22 protein-coding genes and 1 pseudogene are annotated in these 18,181 nt (G+C 31.3%); 21 read left to right on the top strand and 2 right to left on the bottom strand.

Annotation, left to right across the window (positions count from 1 at the left end):
* The first annotated feature begins 10 nt into the window (after positions 1-10).
* The 19 genes from ccpM (at position 11) to BUB48_RS05755 (ending at position 12,392) form a co-directional block, all read left to right on the top strand.
* Positions 11-1,459 carry a Cys-rich peptide radical SAM maturase CcpM gene (gene ccpM / locus BUB48_RS05845; protein WP_084524394.1) on the top strand — a complete coding sequence of 483 codons (1,449 nt, stop codon included), beginning with the start codon at positions 11-13 and terminating at the stop codon, positions 1,457-1,459.
* The gene (locus BUB48_RS05840) at positions 1,459-2,577 is read left to right on the top strand and encodes a TIGR04066 family peptide maturation system protein (protein WP_084524393.1); all 1,119 of its coding nucleotides are present in this window, start codon (positions 1,459-1,461) and stop codon (positions 2,575-2,577) included. Before ccpM ends, BUB48_RS05840 begins: the two co-directional genes overlap by 1 nt.
* Before the next feature lie 459 nt (positions 2,578-3,036).
* Positions 3,037-3,354, top strand: a complete 318-nt coding sequence (locus BUB48_RS05830; RefSeq protein WP_175548373.1) for a hypothetical protein — start codon at positions 3,037-3,039, stop codon at positions 3,352-3,354.
* Positions 3,355-3,404: 50 nt separating this feature from the next.
* The gene (locus tag BUB48_RS05825) at positions 3,405-3,632 is read left to right on the top strand and encodes a hypothetical protein (RefSeq protein WP_073025314.1); all 228 of its coding nucleotides are present in this window, start codon (positions 3,405-3,407) and stop codon (positions 3,630-3,632) included.
* Between the two features lie 10 nt (positions 3,633-3,642).
* The gene (locus BUB48_RS05820; RefSeq protein WP_139249927.1) at positions 3,643-3,891 is read left to right on the top strand and encodes a hypothetical protein; all 249 of its coding nucleotides are present in this window, start codon (positions 3,643-3,645) and stop codon (positions 3,889-3,891) included.
* Positions 3,892-3,942: 51 nt separating this feature from the next.
* Positions 3,943-4,380, top strand: coding sequence for a hypothetical protein (locus BUB48_RS05815; protein ID WP_073025312.1), 438 nt, complete (start codon positions 3,943-3,945; stop codon positions 4,378-4,380).
* Between the two features lie 154 nt (positions 4,381-4,534).
* Positions 4,535-4,858 (top strand): extracellular solute-binding protein, encoded by a 324-nt coding sequence (locus BUB48_RS05810; protein ID WP_073025311.1) that lies wholly within the window; start codon positions 4,535-4,537, stop codon positions 4,856-4,858.
* Positions 4,859-4,909: 51 nt separating this feature from the next.
* A complete protein-coding gene (locus BUB48_RS05805; RefSeq protein ID WP_207648320.1) occupies positions 4,910-5,335 on the top strand; it encodes a hypothetical protein in 426 nt (141 codons plus the stop codon).
* Positions 5,336-5,371: 36 nt separating this feature from the next.
* Positions 5,372-5,671 (top strand): hypothetical protein, encoded by a 300-nt coding sequence (locus tag BUB48_RS05800; RefSeq protein ID WP_073025309.1) that lies wholly within the window; start codon positions 5,372-5,374, stop codon positions 5,669-5,671.
* A 253-nt stretch (positions 5,672-5,924) separates the two neighbouring features.
* On the top strand, positions 5,925-6,386 hold the full coding sequence (locus BUB48_RS05795) for a hypothetical protein (protein ID WP_139249926.1): 462 nt from the start codon (positions 5,925-5,927) through the stop codon (positions 6,384-6,386).
* Positions 6,344-6,499: a hypothetical protein gene (locus tag BUB48_RS18035; RefSeq protein WP_175548372.1), complete on the top strand. Its 156-nt coding sequence runs from the start codon at positions 6,344-6,346 to the stop codon at positions 6,497-6,499. The genes BUB48_RS05795 and BUB48_RS18035 overlap by 43 nt, the downstream gene beginning before the upstream one ends.
* Positions 6,500-6,502: 3 nt before the next feature.
* The gene (locus BUB48_RS05790) at positions 6,503-6,766 is read left to right on the top strand and encodes a hypothetical protein (RefSeq protein WP_073025307.1); all 264 of its coding nucleotides are present in this window, start codon (positions 6,503-6,505) and stop codon (positions 6,764-6,766) included.
* 214 nt (positions 6,767-6,980) lie between these two features.
* Complete coding sequence (locus BUB48_RS05785; RefSeq protein WP_073025306.1) at positions 6,981-7,406, top strand: type 2 periplasmic-binding domain-containing protein; 426 nt, start codon at positions 6,981-6,983, stop codon at positions 7,404-7,406.
* 237 nt (positions 7,407-7,643) lie between these two features.
* Positions 7,644-8,378, top strand: coding sequence for a LytR/AlgR family response regulator transcription factor (locus tag BUB48_RS05780; protein WP_073025305.1), 735 nt, complete (start codon positions 7,644-7,646; stop codon positions 8,376-8,378).
* 298 nt (positions 8,379-8,676) lie between these two features.
* Positions 8,677-9,660 (top strand): sensor histidine kinase, encoded by a 984-nt coding sequence (locus tag BUB48_RS05775; RefSeq protein WP_175548370.1) that lies wholly within the window; start codon positions 8,677-8,679, stop codon positions 9,658-9,660.
* A 133-nt stretch (positions 9,661-9,793) separates the two neighbouring features.
* Positions 9,794-9,937 (top strand): cyclic lactone autoinducer peptide, encoded by a 144-nt coding sequence (locus BUB48_RS05770; protein WP_073025303.1) that lies wholly within the window; start codon positions 9,794-9,796, stop codon positions 9,935-9,937.
* Positions 9,938-9,948: 11 nt separating this feature from the next.
* Positions 9,949-10,515, top strand: a complete 567-nt coding sequence (locus tag BUB48_RS05765; RefSeq protein WP_073025302.1) for an accessory gene regulator ArgB-like protein — start codon at positions 9,949-9,951, stop codon at positions 10,513-10,515.
* A gap of 534 nt (positions 10,516-11,049) precedes the next feature.
* Positions 11,050-11,823, top strand: a complete 774-nt coding sequence (locus BUB48_RS05760) for a hypothetical protein (protein WP_073025301.1) — start codon at positions 11,050-11,052, stop codon at positions 11,821-11,823.
* A gap of 104 nt (positions 11,824-11,927) precedes the next feature.
* Entirely contained in the window at positions 11,928-12,392 is a 465-nt protein-coding gene (locus BUB48_RS05755) for a hypothetical protein (protein ID WP_139249925.1), read from the top strand.
* 243 nt (positions 12,393-12,635) lie between these two features.
* Here the strand turns inward: BUB48_RS05755 and istB are convergent, their stop codons facing one another.
* Together istB and istA are read right to left on the bottom strand one after the other, a co-directional pair.
* Positions 12,636-13,382 carry an IS21-like element helper ATPase IstB gene (istB, locus tag BUB48_RS05750; RefSeq protein WP_073025299.1) on the bottom strand — a complete coding sequence of 249 codons (747 nt, stop codon included), beginning with the start codon at positions 13,380-13,382 and terminating at the stop codon, positions 12,636-12,638.
* A 1-nt stretch (position 13,383) separates the two neighbouring features.
* Positions 13,384-14,844: pseudogene (gene istA / locus BUB48_RS05745) on the bottom strand (IS21 family transposase).
* A 192-nt stretch (positions 14,845-15,036) separates the two neighbouring features.
* On the opposite strand from istA, the gene BUB48_RS05740 reads away from it, so the two are divergent.
* Positions 15,037-17,148 (top strand): extracellular solute-binding protein, encoded by a 2,112-nt coding sequence (locus BUB48_RS05740; RefSeq protein ID WP_073025298.1) that lies wholly within the window; start codon positions 15,037-15,039, stop codon positions 17,146-17,148.
* Between the two features lie 153 nt (positions 17,149-17,301).
* The gene (locus BUB48_RS05735) at positions 17,302-18,174 is read left to right on the top strand and encodes a carbohydrate ABC transporter permease (RefSeq protein ID WP_073025297.1); all 873 of its coding nucleotides are present in this window, start codon (positions 17,302-17,304) and stop codon (positions 18,172-18,174) included.
* The last annotated feature ends 7 nt before the right edge of the window (positions 18,175-18,181 follow it).

Genomic DNA, 18,181 nt, shown 5'->3' with positions numbered 1-18,181 from the left:
GGGTGAGAAATTGGATATCAAGGATGCTTTTATACATACTTTTAATACAAGGCAAGGATACTATTTATATGATGTCAATACAAATTCTATTTTAAAGATAGATAAAAATCTGTATGAATATATAAACAAAAGGAAAAATGGATCTTCTGAAATTAAGGAAGATTTAGAAGAGAAAATCAATAAAATGAGAGATCAAGGTTTTTTATCATCAAAAAGAGTAGAAAAGATGGAACATTCTTTTAGCTCATTGCTTCCTTATGTGATAAAAAACAGGCTGAGCTCCATAACCTTACAGGTGACTCAGCAATGCAATTTAAGATGTGAATACTGTGTTTACTCTGGTTCATATAAGAATAGGATACACGATGATAAGAGCATGAGCTTCGATATTGCAAAGAAGGGCATTGATTTATTAATAGAGAACTCTTCTGAATCCAATATGATAAACATAGGCTTTTATGGAGGCGAGCCTTTACTGAGACCAGATTTTATCATGCAGTGTGTGGAATATGCAAAAGAGCAGGCAGAGGGACAAAACATACTATTTCATATGACTACTAATGGAACTTTGCTTAAGGGAAAAATTGCTGATTATATGGCCGAAAACGATGTCCAGATATTGGTCAGTTTAGATGGTCCTGAAGAAATACACGATAAAAATCGTAAGTTTGCTTCCAACGGAAAAGGTACATTCAAAGTTATAATGGAAAACATAGCTGAATTAAAGAAAAAGCATCCTGAATATGTAAAGAAAAATATAAGCTTCAATGCGGTACTGGATGGTACCACAGATTTTCATTGTACTACCAAGTTCTTTTGTGAATATGAGGATATAAAGGATTTCAGGATTAATACTGCTTCAGTAAGCAACCAGTATTCCAACAAAGAAATAAGGATGAAAGAAAGCTTTTATATCGATATCAGTTATGAGCGATTCAAATTTCTTCTCTATAAACTGGGAAAGCTGGATAAAAGATATGCTTCCAAATTATATGAAACTGAATTCGCAAAGTCTATAGTTAGTATAAATGAAAGAAAAAATTATAAAAGTGTATCTAAAAAAGAACATCACGGTGGTCCTTGTGTTCCAGGCTTGAACCGACTTTTCATGGATACTGACGGTACATTTTATCCTTGTGAGAGAGTTAGTGAATTATCTGAGCATATGAAAATTGGCAATATATATGATGGCTTTGATTTGGATAAAATGGATAAAATCCTTAATATAGGAAGACTGACAGAGGATAAATGTAGGAACTGCTGGGCTTATAGGTTTTGTTATTTATGCGCTGCTTTTGCAGATAATATTGAAGGATTATCCAAAGAGAAAAAGCTTTCCAATTGTGTCAGAGTAAGGAACGATATCGAAGAGCGGATGAAAAACTACTGCATGATGAGAGAAATGGGATATGCTTTCAACGATGAAGCAGCATATGCTTTGGAAGGGGAGGTACTGTGATGGATAGGAAAAGAGCGTTGATATATCCATATGACAGTGAATCTGCTTTTTTGTTAAGATTTAATCATCTCAACAAAGTTTTTAACTCTGTAGGAGTTGTTTCCCCAAGAGGATGGGCATTAGTGGGCAAGGATGCAGGAACTGCTGATGGCGGAGGAGAGATTGGGCTTATAGTAGCAAAAGATTTTGAAGAATATAATGATAAGGATTATGATGCTGTTGTTTTGGTAGATTCATTTAAGGAGCTTGATTTCGAAAAAATAGTTTATCCAAAGCTAGAGCTTCAAGTTTCCAAAGGCAAAGGTATCATTAGCCTCACAAAAATTGAATCTTATCACTTAAAACTTTTAGAGGATTTATGTAACAGCAATAATGTGTCATTTCAAAGTTTTGTCGATGATAAAAAGCCGAACATGCCCAAGCTTACCAATATTTTAGATATAGATGTTCCAGTCATATTTGTTTTAGGGCTTGGAGATAGGACTCAAAAATTCAATATTCAGCTTTCGCTATGGGAAGGATTAAAAAGATTAGGTTATAATGTAAGCCAAATTGGGAGTAAAAGTTATGGCAGTATTTTTGGTTTTCATTCTTTCCCGGATTTTATGCTTAGCGATGATATCTCAGAACAGAATAAAGTAATTTTGTTCAATAGGATGGTTAAAAGAATAGAAATTAATGAGAAGCCGGATGTGATAATCATAGGAGTGCCAGGAGGTATTATGGCGATAAACAAAGATATTGCACAGGGATTTGGTATAATTCCCTATATGATTTCTCAGGCGGTAAAAGCAGATGCCTCCATATTGAGCATATATTATGAAGAATATAGTGAAGATTTTTTCAAGGAGATAGAATTATTGGCCAAATATAGATTTAGAGCTACTATAGATTGTTTTAACCTATCTAATATAAAGATAGATTATGCAGAGGTGGAACAGTCTAAGCAAATGAGCTATCTCATGGTTGATAAAGCTTTTATAGACGATAAAAAGAATAAATATAAAGGAGTTAATAAACCATTTTTCAACATTTTCAATGAAAATGATCAAAGAGATATAGTCCAATATATTGTTGATGTGCTTTCTGGAGAAGAAGCAATTGAAGATGTGTTATAAATTAGTTGAGAGATTCAGATAATCGCTTTTTAGCTTTTTGTATTGTGAATGCAGTTCATAAAATATATTTAGTGTGGACATATTAGAATCTTATGCTGATGACAAAGTAAATAAATTAGTTTTTTAAACAATGTAATTTGATATTAATTCATGGTTAATAATTCAGTGGTAAGTCCAAATAAACATAAGGGGTTAAGTTAGAAAGTGATTATTTAAAATTAAATAAATGTAGAAATTCAATTAACTATTTGATCAAGGAGTAATAAAGCATAGCTGAAGTATTGGTCATACTTCAGCTATGTCTCAAATTAAATGATTGATTCAAAGTATCAAAGAAACTTGGAGAGTGTTAGAGTGAAGCTATAACTCTAATCTTTATGGTTATAAGTATAATATTCACTACATCCTGCGGAGTAAAGACTGCAAAAAGCACCTATAGAGAGCCAGATCAATTCACCTATGAAGCCAATGAGATATATTCGACCAATGGAAGCAAAGGCATATCATCAATTGCTTTGGGAAAGAACGGAGAATTGGTTGCATACAACTTTTTATGAAAAGAAGATACACATATTTGACAAGGACGGAATAAAAACTGGAGAAACAGAAGTGGGAGAAAGCTGGGACGGGATATTAGCCTTTAACAAGGATAATAGGCTATATGTGATTCTTCAATATCGTGAAAAGAATGAAAAAAAAACGAGAATATATTGTTTAAGGGACAGTTGCAGATATATGATATTCAAGAAAATGCAATTGAAAATCAAAGTTAAATAGCAGAAATCTAAGGGGAAAGCAATTACATTACGGGAGAAATTGCAGAAAGAATGGAAGTAGACAGCCAAGAGAATATATACTGTTTGAAAGTAAGTGAAGGGGTAGAAATACTGGACAATAAGCTGAAAAATATCGCTACGCTTCAAGGGAAGAAATTTCTGGATATAGCCATAGATGAAGAAAACAATATAATAGGATTATGCTATGACAGCGGTTCACAATCTTACATAGAGAAAATATCCACGAAGGATAAGAAGAACATATGGAATGAAGATTGAAGGTGAAAATATGAAAAGCACAACCATGGCTAGGTTTTCAATTGTTTTATTGTTGTTCTATATTCTATCCATGGTATCAGGATGTAAATATAATGTTGTAGATGATAATTCAGGATTAAAAGAGAACATGAAATATTTTAAAATCGTGGATATAAATGAAGAATTAAGATCGGTCAGCATTTCTGAGATATGCAAAAACAGTAAAGATGAGATTGCTTTTTATGATAAAGAAAATGCAAAAACTGTTGTGATAAACTAGAACAATGAGCTTATAAGGGAGATATCAGATGAATTTAGAGGAGATGTCCATATGAATTTCAGGGCTAATGATAACCTCTATGTAATTGTAGAAAACTTAAGAAAAAATGATAGCGGCGGTATAAACGGATTAATAAGAAAGCTTATAGTATTTGATAGTCAAGGAAATAGATTAGATAATAAATGTTTTACCAGTGAAATAGAGGGAGATCGGGAAACTGTAAAGGGCGATTTTATACGGAAAATATATGTTACTGATAATGACGAAATATACATGCGTAAAGCAGATGGTACTATCGAAGTTTATGACATATTTCTGAATGGAAAAGGAAAATGGGAAACAGCTCAATACAGGGACATATGCTTGGATGAAGCTGATAACTTGATATTGCTATACACTAATAATACTTCAAGTACGGTAGAAAAAATTGATCCCAGAAGAAATAATACTATTTATAAAGTGGAAATGGCTCATAATGATAGTCCTTAGTCCATATATACTGATCAGGCGACCGGGTTCACCTATGGAATTAGAGATGGAATAATATATAAATGTGACTTCGCTCGAAAAACAAAAGAAAAATTATTGAATTGCAGGGACTTATGGCCTATAGAAGATGTATACGGCTTTCTGGTGAGTTCAGATGAATGAGAAAAAATATACAAATACTAAGGTTATTGTAGAAAGATATGATGAGCTGGAGTATGAGCAATATTTACAGAGAATTAATACTGAATTGATGGCTGGAAAAGGTCCAGACCTGATTTATAGTTATTTTCCTTTTGATGAGTATCAAGAAAAAGGAATGCTGTTAAAACTGGATGATATGATAAATAATGATCCTGAATTTGATATGACCGATTACGACCAGACAATAATTAATGTTTATAGAAGCAAAGATGGGTTTTATGTTATGCCGGTTAGCTATATTGTAGATAGCTTTTTAGTCAATAGTACATTGGTGTGAGACAAAGGCATGGAGCTAAATGATAATTGGACATGGTTGGATCTATATAACATGGCAAAAAAAGCAAATGAAAAGCAAAGCCCGAAATGCTATGCCATACCTAAAACACCTGAAGGTTACTTGTTTAGAGAAGTAATTTTCAAAGATATAGACTATTATGTGGATAAAAATGAAAAGTATGCTTTTGATACAAAGGAATTTACTGATGCATTAAAACTCTTAAAAAGAATAATGGATGAGCAAATAGAGCATCCGGATATAGATTTACGTACTGTCATAAAACCTGACGGGGAAATCGAACTTGATGACATTTTATTTCTTCCTATTCAGCTTTTTTCGTATGACAATATAGTAACTTATAATGTCTACTTTAAAAGTATAAATATTTTGCCTGTCCCAAAGGGATTGTATACGGGTGCAAAAGAAATTTGGGATGATTATATTGCTATAAATAAAAGTACGTCAAAGAAAAATTAGGCTTGGCTTTTTATAAAATTTCTTCTTTCGGAGGAAATGCAGTTCAAGATGGGAGAGGATGGCTTTCGTGTAAATCTAAAAGCAAGAGACAATTATATTGAGCAGATTTTTGATAATCAAAATTTATATTCTAATTCAAATGTTTATAGGATTACTTCAGAATATATCCAAAGGCTGCAAGGTATAATAAAAGATTGCAACAAGAACTCTTGGGATAGAGGAGAACTCTTTGATATTATATGCGATGGGGTTAAAGCTTATCTCAATAACGAAAGAAGTGCAGAGGAGGCGGCTAAGATCATACAAAACAAGGCGGAGTTGTATCTTAATGAGTAGAAAGTTTTAATTTTTGCTGTTGAGTGAAATATATTGATAACTTTCAAACCGAAAATATGGGCAGAGATGAAACTATATCAAATTTAAATATGAAGGTCACTGTTGAGGAATTTACTTGTGATGCTGTTTGCATCATGTGTTTTGATGATGATTGGAATTAATATAAGGCATGGCTGAAGTATATAGCATATTCAGCTATGCCAAAATTATGTGTCTATTTCAAAAAATGTATAAGATATGGGAGAGTATTAAAGTGAAACGTATAATTCTATCCTTTATTATCATAAGCTTAATATTCACTATATCTTATGGAACAACTCCTGCTACTGGCACCAATAAGGAGAAAGAGCAATTCACCTATGAAGTCAACGAAATATATTCGGCCACTGGAAGCAAAGGAATATCCTCAATTACCATGGGAAACAACGGAGAATTGGCTCTATACAACTATTATGAAAAGAATATATGCATATTTGATAAAGAAGGAACTAAAATCAGAGAGATAGAAGTAGGAGAAAACTGGGACGGGGTATTGACCTTTGACAAGTATAATAAGCTTTATGTACTGCTACAATCTCTTGAAAAGAAAGACAGACAAGAAAATGCATTGTTTAAAAGACAACTTAGGATATATGACACTCAGAGCAATATACTTTTAGACAGAGCAGTATTGTGGAAACTAAAGGGAACAGTAAAGAACTTATTGGAGAAGTAATAGGTAAGATTGAAGCAGTCGCTCAAGGAAATATATACTGTTTGAAAGCAAGCGGAGAAATAGAAATATTGGACAAGAAGCTGAAAAATATTGATATGCTTAAAGGCAGATAATGTTTGGATATTGAATTGGACGAAGAAGATAATATATTGATCCTAGGCTATGGCAGCAACTTGGAAGCATATATAGAGAAAATATCGGGAAAGATTCAAAAATCCATTTGGAAGAGGACTTATAAACAAACTGATATGCCGGAATCCATATACTATAATCCGAAGAGTAAAACTTTATACTGCTTAACTTCACAAGGCATAGCATGGCTCAATGATGAAGGAAGCATAAAGGGAAATATTGCTGGAAGAGAGCAGCTTGGATATTAGGATAATATATTCCTGCTTATTGTGGATGAAGAAGAAAACATATATGTCCAAGGAAGAAGCAATAATACTCAAAAAATATTGAAGCTTACAAGGACAAAAAATAATGAAGAAGGTATCAACAATAAAAAGAAATAGTTGTATATTCTTATTATCCTTCTGATAGCGATGTCAGCAAAAACATCAGCTAAATATCACCAATCCCTTTGATAAAGGCATGAAGCTTTTACCATGGCCCTGGGGAGAGTATACAGATATCAGGCCCTTTGATGCTTATAATGTATCCATAAACAGCAGATCCCAAGTTAAAGAAGAAGCATGGGAGTTTGTGAAATTCCTTCTTGCTGAAGATACACAATTCTATTTAAGCGAAAGAAATTTTGCTGTAAATAGGAAAGCTGATGAAAAGAGAATTGCTGTTTTTGATGAAGAGTTAGAAAAATATAATCTGTTGGGCGAGGATAATATAAAGGCTATAAGCTATATTAAAAATAGCATAAATAAGAATAGAGCTTTAGGCGTACCCGATGAATTGTTCAATACTATCTGGAATGAAATCAAGATATATCTTCCCGGCAGCAGAAGTATAGAAGAAACTGCTAAGGTAATACAAAATAAAGTTGAGTTGTATCTCAATGAGTAAGTTAAAAAGAGAGGAGCAAAATGCAGCAAATGCAGAAGCTAAGGAGAATTTTAAAGGTTGAGTTAAATAAACATCGAGGGCGATCTACTTATTAAAAAAGATATCAAATTGGTGCTACCTTCTGCTAATTGCAAGTTGAGATATAAAAAAGCTGTATGCTATAATTAAACATAATAGGTGAATTATGTTTAATTAACATTAAATTTGTTATATTTTCTTTATAGAGGTGGTCTTCATATGCTTAATATAGCTATATGTGATGATGAGAAGGAAGTATGTGCCTATATGGAAGATGTATTGATGAAGATTGGACAAGCATTTTGTCAGGAAATCTCTATAGAGATATTCTATTCCGGAGAAAGATTATGTAAATCATTATATAAAGGTATATATTATGATATGATTTTTTTAGATATTGACTTAAAAACTATGAATGGTATAGAAATTGGAGAATTTATAAGAGAAACAATAGCTAACCAAAGTACCCATATAGTTTATATATCAGGAAAAGATAGCTATGCCATGGAGCTTTTTGATATAAGGCCTCTCAATTTCTTAATCAAGCCTCTTAAATATGAAAAAATCCAAAAAGTATTTAGAACAGCTTTAAAGCTTATACATCATAATAATGACCTAATTTTTGAATATCAAAAAGGGCACTGTTTTTATAGAATACCATTATATAATATATTATATTTTGAAAGCATAGGTAAAAAAGTTCGAATTGTTATGAAAGATGGTGTAGAAGAATATTATTCAAAATTATCAATAATTCAAAATCAGATTAAAGGAGCTATTTTTATACCTATTCATAAATCATATTTAGTCAACTATGATCACATAATTGAAGCACAGTATGATAAGGTGAGAATATCAAATAATGTTGTACTTCCAATTAGTCAACGTAACAGAAAGGCTGTACGTCAAAAACTACTCCAGATAAGACAGAGTGAGGTAAATAATAATGCTTGATAGTTATGATATTATTTACCTTCTGTCTAATACCTTTGGTACTTATACAATTTTCAAATTTATGACTTTTTTCTTTGAAACTGATACAGCTAATAAAAAAATAGAATTTATTTCCTATGTATTTTATTACTTAACAATAGCCATTATTTATATTATTTTTAATGACCCAACTATTAACTTAATTTCAAACCTAATTCTATTTTTCTTGTTGACACTTAACTATCCATCCTCATTGAAATCAAGATTGGTTGCAATAGTCTACATTTATGCAATACTGTTATCTGTTGAGGTTTTAGTTGTGTTTGGGTTAAGATTTATAAATTTAAATCAATTAAGCGATAATGCAGATATAGAATTAATAACTTCATTGATTTGCACCAAAATATTTTCATACATGGTTATGCTTGCTTTATCAAATTTTAAAATGATAACAAATGATATATATATTCCTCCTATACACTGGATTGCAATAGTTTTAATACCTATAGGAACTATGTTTTCAACCTTTATGTTGATAACCATAGAAACTCAATACAAAATACAATTAATTCTGATAAGCATTTCAATATTGTTCATTATCAATGTATTTGTTTTTTATTTATATGATGCCTTGATTAAATCTTATCATGAAAGAATAGAAAAAGAATTGCTTCATCAACAGAATAATGCCTATAAAAAACAACTGGACATTATAAATCAATCTAATGAGAATATTAGAATTCTTAGACATGATATAAAAAACCATATATCTGTTTTGCAGATTTTAATAGAAAGAAATGATAATAAAGGAGCTTTAGAGTATTTACATAGGATTTTTTATTATATCAGGGAATCAGATAATCACATAAAATCCGGAAACATGATGGTAGATAGCATATTAAATTATAAAATAGATGAAGCACAAAAGCGTGGCATAAAAGTAGATTTAGAATTAAGTGTACCTAAAGAGCTTAATATACAGCCCTTTGACTTAAGCATAGTTCTCGGTAATTTGCTTGATAACGCTATAGAAGCAGTATCAAAATTGGAAAATAACAAAGTGATTAAAGCTTCTGTTAAGTTAGACAGAAATGTTTTTTATATAAACATTTCAAATCCATTTGATGGAAAACTTATATATGAGAACAAAAATCTTAAAACAACTCATGAAGATAAAGAAAATCACGGATTTGGCTTAAAAAGCGTGAAAAAGGCCATTGGCAAATATAACGGTATAATGAATATACATCATACAGACTCCATGTTTAACGTAGATGTGCTTTTATATAATAATTTGTCATAGTTTTTCGAGATAAAAAGCAAATTATAAGTTTTACCAAGAACATATATGAGTTTTACCATTTTTATATATAAAGTATATTTTTGATGTAAGTTAAAGATAAAGAAATTATTTATTTTATTGGGAGGTAATAGTAATGAGGAAAGCATTAATAAAGTTTAGTGGTGTGATTGCTTGCCTTGCCTTGTTTGTAACAAAAATGAATGTAAATACAGCATGTACATTCCTAATTCATCAACCTAAACTGCCAAAAGGCGCAGAGAAACTTCGAAAGTTCTAATTGCTGTGAACATGAGTTATAAAGTTATAGGCGAGCTTATTGTAAGCGGAACCATAAACGCTGAAGAAAGAGATCTATATGAATATGGTTTGCAGCAAGGATTACTCATAGTTCTTAATATACTTACTATAATAATAATTGGCTTTTTACTCAAAATGATTTGGCAAAGTATTATATTTATGATTGTATATATGCCGTTGCGGTCATATGCAGGAGGTTATCATGCAAGGACACAATCAAGATGTTACTTTTTTTCCATATTATTAACTATATCAGTGCTTTTGGCAATACAACTTATTCCTAGTACAAGGTTTAATATTTTATGTATTGCAATGATTGCAGCAATAATCATCTATGTTCTTGCTCCTGTGGAGGATGCCAACAAGCCCTTAGATAAAAAGGAAGTAGAAATATATAAAAAGCGAACAAGGATAATTCTTGTGCTAGAGTTATGTGCTACGATCTTGATGATGGGGTTGAGAGTCAATGGGGGTTCGTTATGTATATCCGTATCAATGTTTGCATTAAGTATTCTGTTGGTTATTGGAAAGGTAAAGAATATTATAAGTATAGGTTAAGCACTTTTGACTCCCTCAATGCTGCTTTTGCATTCTTCTCGTGTTTCAGATATCCTTGTGTTCATTTCGATTCTTACTCTTCATACTCAATAATTCCTTCACCAAATAGGTGGGGAAATTTTATTTTACAATGGAAATTGTAAGTTATACCAAAAACATGTACAAGTTTTGCAATCTTACTCCATAAAGGATTTTTCTCATATAAGATAAAGTTAATAATTGAAACTATATTTACTCATGGATATCAAGTTTTTTTGCAACATTTGAAGCACTATGTTCCTATTCTAAAATTAGACAGGTAATTTCAATCTTAAAACTTTTATTAATTTGTATGCATTAATGAAGATAAAGTATAACAAAAGCCCTATATAAGCTAGACATATAAGTATTGTAGCCTTATTTTAAAGGCAAAGCAAGTTTATAAGAAATGGGGGTGACTCCATTGGATATGGTATATTGACTTATTTATTAATCACAAATGACAGATAGGTTACAGGACTGACAATGCTAAAAATTAAAATTGGAGGTAGAGCTATGTTAAAAAAAATAGTATTATTTCTTTTAATTATAGTAATTATGAGTAATACTCTTATTTTGAGTGCTGATGTCACATCAAAGAATAATTATAAAAATTCCTATACGACAAGTGATAATTGTAAAATAGTAATACCTTTTAGTAGTGAAAAGGCAAATAGATATGAAATTGAAGCTGCAGAAAAATATAGACGAGAAAGATATAATGAGAATGAAAAAATACAACTATATGGTCCAATTATTGAAGATGGAACCGTAAATATAGTTACTTCAACTCCATGGACAAGTGGAGTATTATATGAAGATGGCTCAAAATCTAGTAATATTCTATCTTCGATATTAAATATTACATTAACAATATCATCTTATTTCACAAAAACTGTTTACAATATAGTGAAGGATGTAGCGCTTATTATGTTCCAAACTAGCTGGTCTGAAGTAGTTACTACAGCTCCTGGTTCTGCAAAACTTTCTCATTCGTACAGTTATATTGATAAGCTAGGTTATGTATATAATGAACCATTGAAAGAATGGATCTTAAAAGTTGATATACAAAAAAGACAATGGTTCAGGCATGAATACGCTTCTTTCAAATGTACCGATGGATATACTCGTTCAGGAACGGTAGACTGTATTCCTACAAATGGCTATTCTCCAATAAAAGAAGATTTGAAATACAATTATAATAATGACAGTTATATTAAAGCTGAAGCATCATATAGATATAAATACAACCTAGGGCCATATAGAGATGTTTTTGTGCCGTTATATTAATGATTATGATAAATAATGATTCAATAAAAACATATAAATTTATATTATTTGCTTTTCTTTTTTTATTACCAATGATGCTTTGGTTATTTAGCATAAATAAGGATATGAAATCAAACAATATTATTATGTACGATGAAAAAGAAATCGATGAGAATCTGCTTATTGATAGCAATAAAAGCGATAATTTTGATTATCATTTATATGTTTATTTGAAAAAAGAAAAAGATGAACATGGTTTTATGAATGTTATTTATAAGTTAAGAATTACTCCAAAGACTGGTAAAATTTATAATAATGTAATGGTTACTGCTTTTTTGGATGAGTCATTAAAAAGTGCATTTGCAGTTCAGAACTTCCTTGGTTTCGGAACCGACGTATCTGAGAATATAACATTTGATTCTTTTAATAAAGGACTTGAAGTCGGACGTTCAACATTGCTGACAGACTATTATGATATCGATACTTTGAAGTACTTTTTGATTAAAGATATTAAGGTTAAAGTTATATGGAAGACAGGGGAAGAATATGTTATACTTTCTCCAGAAAATGTTGAATTAATTTGCGATTAGTAGATATGTTAGTGCTTAATCAAGCCCCTATCTATCTTAGTGTATAAGAAAACAACTTTTACACTAAGATAGATAGGGGCTTTTTATATGTTCATGTACTTAAGGAGCCTTTGTGGTTAAGGGATAAGCTACATTGCATGTAAAGTTGAGAAGATATTGCTATTTTTATATACTATTATTGTTATTGTCAATAAAAATCCCGCAAAAATGGGAAAGAAAATCCACCACTTTGGGTAAAAAAATTTAGTTGGAATCGAATCTTTCTTTTTGTTCTTTCATTCTAAAACTTTCACCTTTAATTAAGACTAAATGGCAATGATGAACAATTCTATCTAGAATAGCTAATGCTAAAATTGAATCATAGAATATATTTCCCCATTCATCAAAAGATTTATTTGAAGTAATGATAACTGAACCTTTTTCATATCTTTTGGAGATAATTTCATAAAAAAGGTCAACAATATGCTCATTTAGCTTCCTAAATCCCAGTTCATCTAGTATAAGTAAGTCTGGAGATAAATAGTACTTTAGCTTTTGATGATATGAGTTATCTGCCTTAGATTCAAATAATACACTCATCATCTCAGATACAGTTGTAAAAATAACTTTATATCCTTGCCTTAGAGCATTAACTCCAAGGCTTATGGCTAAATGGGTTTTACCGGTGCCTGGAGGACCTATAAAAACCACATTTTCTTTTTTTCGTATATATTCACATGTAGCAAGGTTATATATTTCTTGCCTATTTAGAGATGGTTGGAAATTAAAATCATATTCTTCTAATGTCTTAAAAGCCGGAAAGTGAGCTTTTAGTGTGCGTTTTTTATAGCTGTTTTCTTTACGGTTTGACAGCTCATCATCAATAAGTAATTCTAAAAATTCTATGTATGATAAATTTTCTTTTATTGCCTGCTGGTTTCTGGTTTCAAGGGTCTTAATTACACCGGAAAGCTTTAAGTTTTTTAAGTTTTTAATGATCGAAGTATTCATGCTATCTCACCTCCTTCAGACTTAATAGTTTCACATACTCTGAAAGAGGTCTTGATAAATCATCCATATTATCTTTTGTTACAAGGCTTTCAGTATTATCTAGCGCAAGAATATATAAACCTTTTTCATATATACTTTTTATTGTTTGATATTTTAATGAATTAAAGATTAATGCTCTTTTACATGCTTTTTCTATAACTTCATAGCCGTAGTTTTCTGCTAGTTTAAGTACACCATATATTGGTTTGCCCCAGTGATTTTTTTACTCATCTAAAATACAGTCGAAAAATTTTAAAGCATTTGGCCCTATTATCTCCATTTTTTGTCTATACTCTAACTGCAGCTGTATTTTAGTTTTTACTTTATAGTCAGGGTAATAGACAGTATTAGTTGAAAATTGACTTTTACCCTCCATTTTTAGGTGGGTAGCTATTAGTTCATAATTGCTGTATATTTTGTTTAATTTATTACAAACCCATAGAGTAACTTCGCTATTAATAAATCTATACGGAACCGAATAAAAGTTACTTTCATAACATATATGACAATTTGTATTTACTTTTCTTGTAGCCCATACAGAAAAATCATATTTTTCAATAGGAAGTGGCATTAATGCTAGCTTTTCTTCACCTTCAAACACTTCCTTGGGAATTTTTTTAGTAGTACCATGTATTCTAACATTACATATATCGTCTAACCAAGACTTTAATTTATCTGTATATTCTTCATATGTCTTAAAGCTAAGCCCTTTAAAGAAATTATTCTTTACATATTTAACACCAGATTCAATTTTAGCTTTATCAGTAGGGGTCTTTACTCTACATGGTATAGAAGAAAAGCCATGGTATTTACCAAACTCCTTATATTCTCTTTGATATATAGGTTCATAAAAATTAGCTTCAAGTATAGCAGCTTTAAGGTTATCTATCTTAACTATTTTAGGTACTCCACCAAAATATTTAAAGGCATTTTCATGGCATCTAATGAATGTTTCAACTTCTTGATTAAATACTATTTCACAGTACATAAGTCTTGAATAGGAAAGTATCATGCAAAATACCCATGCTTTTTTAAACTTACCCGTAGGGTCAGGTATTTTCCCGATATATCCAAAATCAACTTGAGCTTCTTCACCTGGTAGAGTATTATTTACCATATACACTTTTGTATGTGATTTTTTATATTTACCAACATATTTCTTTACAGTATCATAGGAGCCTGTATATCCATATTCCTGTATATCTTGAAATATTCTTTTTGCACTTAACTCTTGATTAATTTTTGTTTTAATTATTTCTTTATAGGGATCTAAGATAGATGAAACTGGTTTCCTTTTAATTTCTTCTCCCTTTTCGATTCTTATTAATACATTTCTAACAGTTCCTCTATCTATCCCTAACATATTAGCAATTTGAGTTTTGTTATATCCTTTATCAAAAAGGGTTTTTATTGTTGTATACATAGCTTCCCTCAGCACCTTTCTTTCCTCCTTTTAGCTCAGAATCTATATTTTCATTCTTAACTAAAAGGAATTTTTTAGTATCCCTACTGAGGGATTTTCTTTCCCTTTTTTGATGCTTTTATTTTACCATTAACATAATCAGAATTATATGTATATTTTCAATGCTGTTTTCCATGACAGGCTGTAGAGCTGTTGGGTACATCCAATTCCAAGGATACCATGGAAGAAAGACCATACTATTATGAGGCTTTTGATTTAAGTAATGCTATGGATTTGCAATACTTCTCCAGCCTATGTATCAATAGCAAAGGAGAGGTTGCAGTATTTGATGAAGAAAAGGAGAAGATACGTATATTTGATAATAAAGGAGCATTACTGCGAGAAATTCCTGACACCTTTAAAGGAATCATGGCTCTTGCATACGATGATGAGGACAAGCTATATACCCTTTTTCAAAATCAAAATAGAAACGGCAGTGAAGTGACTGGAATGATAATGGAGCTGGCAATATACGACCAACAGGGTCAGAGATTAGGAGATGAGATTGTAAGGGAAATAAAGGGAAACGCAGAATCTTTAAAAGGAAAATATATAAACAAGATGATGATAGATAAAAAAGGAGACATCTATGTTCTTAAAGGTGATGGGACGGTTGAGGTGCTGGACAAAAACTTGAATACTACAAGAAACTGGGATAGAGCTGAATATTCAGATTTTGCTATAGATTATATGGATAATATTATATTGCTGCAAAGAAATACAGGGGGAAAAAGCTATTTACAAAAAATAAATCTCCAAAATGATAAATTTGTATGGGAGAAGGAATTAAAAAATGTGGATGCGCCGGAACATATATATTGCAACTTGGGCACAGGCAAGCTATATGGCATTCAAAACGGTGTCATTTTTACCTATGATTTTAATGGTGATATAGAGGAAAGACTTTTGGATATCAAAGAACTGTCAGCCTTCGATTATATAGATGGATTCATAGTAGATGATGAGGAAGTGATATATGTTCAAAACTATAATGGTAAAAAGTCAAGTATCATCAGCTTCATAAAGCAGGATAAAAACCAGAAGAGCGCCTCAGAGGTAGATAAGAAGAGATTGACCATATACGTAACTTATTATGCTGATAATATTTTTTCAAATGTAGCCTTACAATATGAGAAAGAACATCCAGATGTTGATATAGAGATTAATGTTATCAGTGAGATGTCAGATAAAGAAACTATAAAAAAGTTGAATACAGAGCTGATGGCAGGAAAAGGACCAGATATTATATTTAGTGACTTTCTTCTAACAGATTACATAGAGAAAGGCATTCTTGTGAATCTGGAGGAATTTATCAATAAGAATGAAAGCTTTAATATAGAAGATTATAATGAAAATCTCATAAATGCATCAAAAGCAGAGTATGGGTTTTACTGTCTACCTGTTGATTACAGTATAAATTGTTTTTTGGTGAATACCAAGCTCATGGAGCAAAAGGGAATTGTTTTAAAGGAAGATATGACTTGGGAGCAGCTTTATAATATAGTTGTAAAGGCTAACAGCAGCTCTAAGGAAAAGTTCTATATACTTCCTAAGATGGAGCATGAAGAGTTATATTATTATATAATTTACGAAGATATTAACTACTATATTGATAAAGAAAACAAGGTTGCCAGATTTGACAGTCAGGAATTTATGCAGGCACTGGAGCTTATGAGGCGCATGGTTGATGGGAAATTACTGCATCCTGATTTAGATGTTAAGAAAATTATACGTTCTGACGGTGAGCTTGCACCTGAAGATATATTATTTATTCCTATTTCGTTTTATAGCTATAAGCATATATGGACATATGGTATGTATTATGATGGCTTTCATATAATTCCTGAGATCAGAGGATTAAGCACCGATATAAGAGAAGTGAATGCCCGAAGCATAGCCATCAACAGCAATTCCCAATACAAGGGGGAGGCATGTGAATTCATAAAACTGTTTTTATCTGAAGAAGTACAGTATAAGCTTAGTGAGAGCAATGATTTACCTGTTAATAAAAAAGCAGATGAAAAATCCATGGCAGATATGCTTAGGGAGACGAATGAAATACCTCCCGAATGGTACAGGCCTACAGAGAAGGATATAGGACATCTTAAAGGCTATATGGCAAAAATAAACAAGATTTCCTCCTATGATCAAGAACTGGATAAGCTAATATGGAATGAAATAGAGAAATATATGAAAAATGAAAAAAGTGTGGAAGAAACAGCCAAGGCTGTTCAGAACAAGGTAGAGCTGTATCTTAATGAGTAATCTTATCATTTATTGTCCTATATGGTAAAATTTGATATAATGATTCTGTATAAAGTGAAAAATTCTAGAGGAATAATGTTATCAGTCAGTATGATGGATATGCGGAATACTTAATGCGTTGTGCATAATCATAATACAATGAGGAAGATTATTATGTTTTCGAAATATAGAAAAAAGGAAACTATAATGGCTCTGATTCTTATTGCGCCAAGCCTTATAGGCTTATTGATATTTTATATAATCCCATTTATATGGATGATAATATATTCTTTCTTTGACAGCCCTATAAATGGAAATTTCGTAGGTTTGCAAAACTACATAAATCTGATTAATAATGAAGCTTATAAGCAAGCAGTAAAAAATACAGCTATATTTACAGGAATAAGTGTTCCACTTATCGTTGTCATTTCTTTGTTGCTATCGTTGCTTTTAAATAGCAAAATACATTTCTCCCATGGCTTCAGGACTGCCTTTATTGTGCCGCTGGTAGTGCCTGTGGCTTCTGTCATAATATTCTTTGAGCTGTTATTTGACTACAGAGGATTTCTAAACAGCTTTTTCAAACTATTTGATATAGCTCCCATTGATTGGTTGAATTCATCTTATGCCATGATAGCCGTTATTATAATATATGTATGGAAGAATGTGGGATATAATATAGTTCTATTTCTTGCCGGACTTCAAGGTATACCCAAGGAATACTATGAAGCAGCCAGCATAGACGGGGCAGGACCTGTGGCCAAATTTTTCAATATCACACTGGTATATCTTATGTCTACCACATTTTTTGTAATAATTATATCCATCATCAATTCCTTTAAGGTATTCAGAGAGGTATATCTTCTGGCAGGAGATTATCCGCATCAAAGCATATATATGCTTCAGCATTACATGAATAATGCTTTCAGGAAGCTGGATTATCACAAGCTGGTGACTGCCGCCATATTGATGACTTTGGTGATTTATATATTTGTCTTCATTCTGTTCAAGGTGCAAAAGAAAATTAATGATGCCATAGGCAATTAGGGGGTGG

This window comes from Lutispora thermophila DSM 19022, from assembly GCF_900142105.1.
Taxonomy (GTDB): domain Bacteria; phylum Bacillota; class Clostridia; order Lutisporales; family Lutisporaceae; genus Lutispora; species Lutispora thermophila.
Note: the sequence above shows the minus strand (reverse complement) of the source record. Positions and strands in the feature narration are given on the sequence as shown.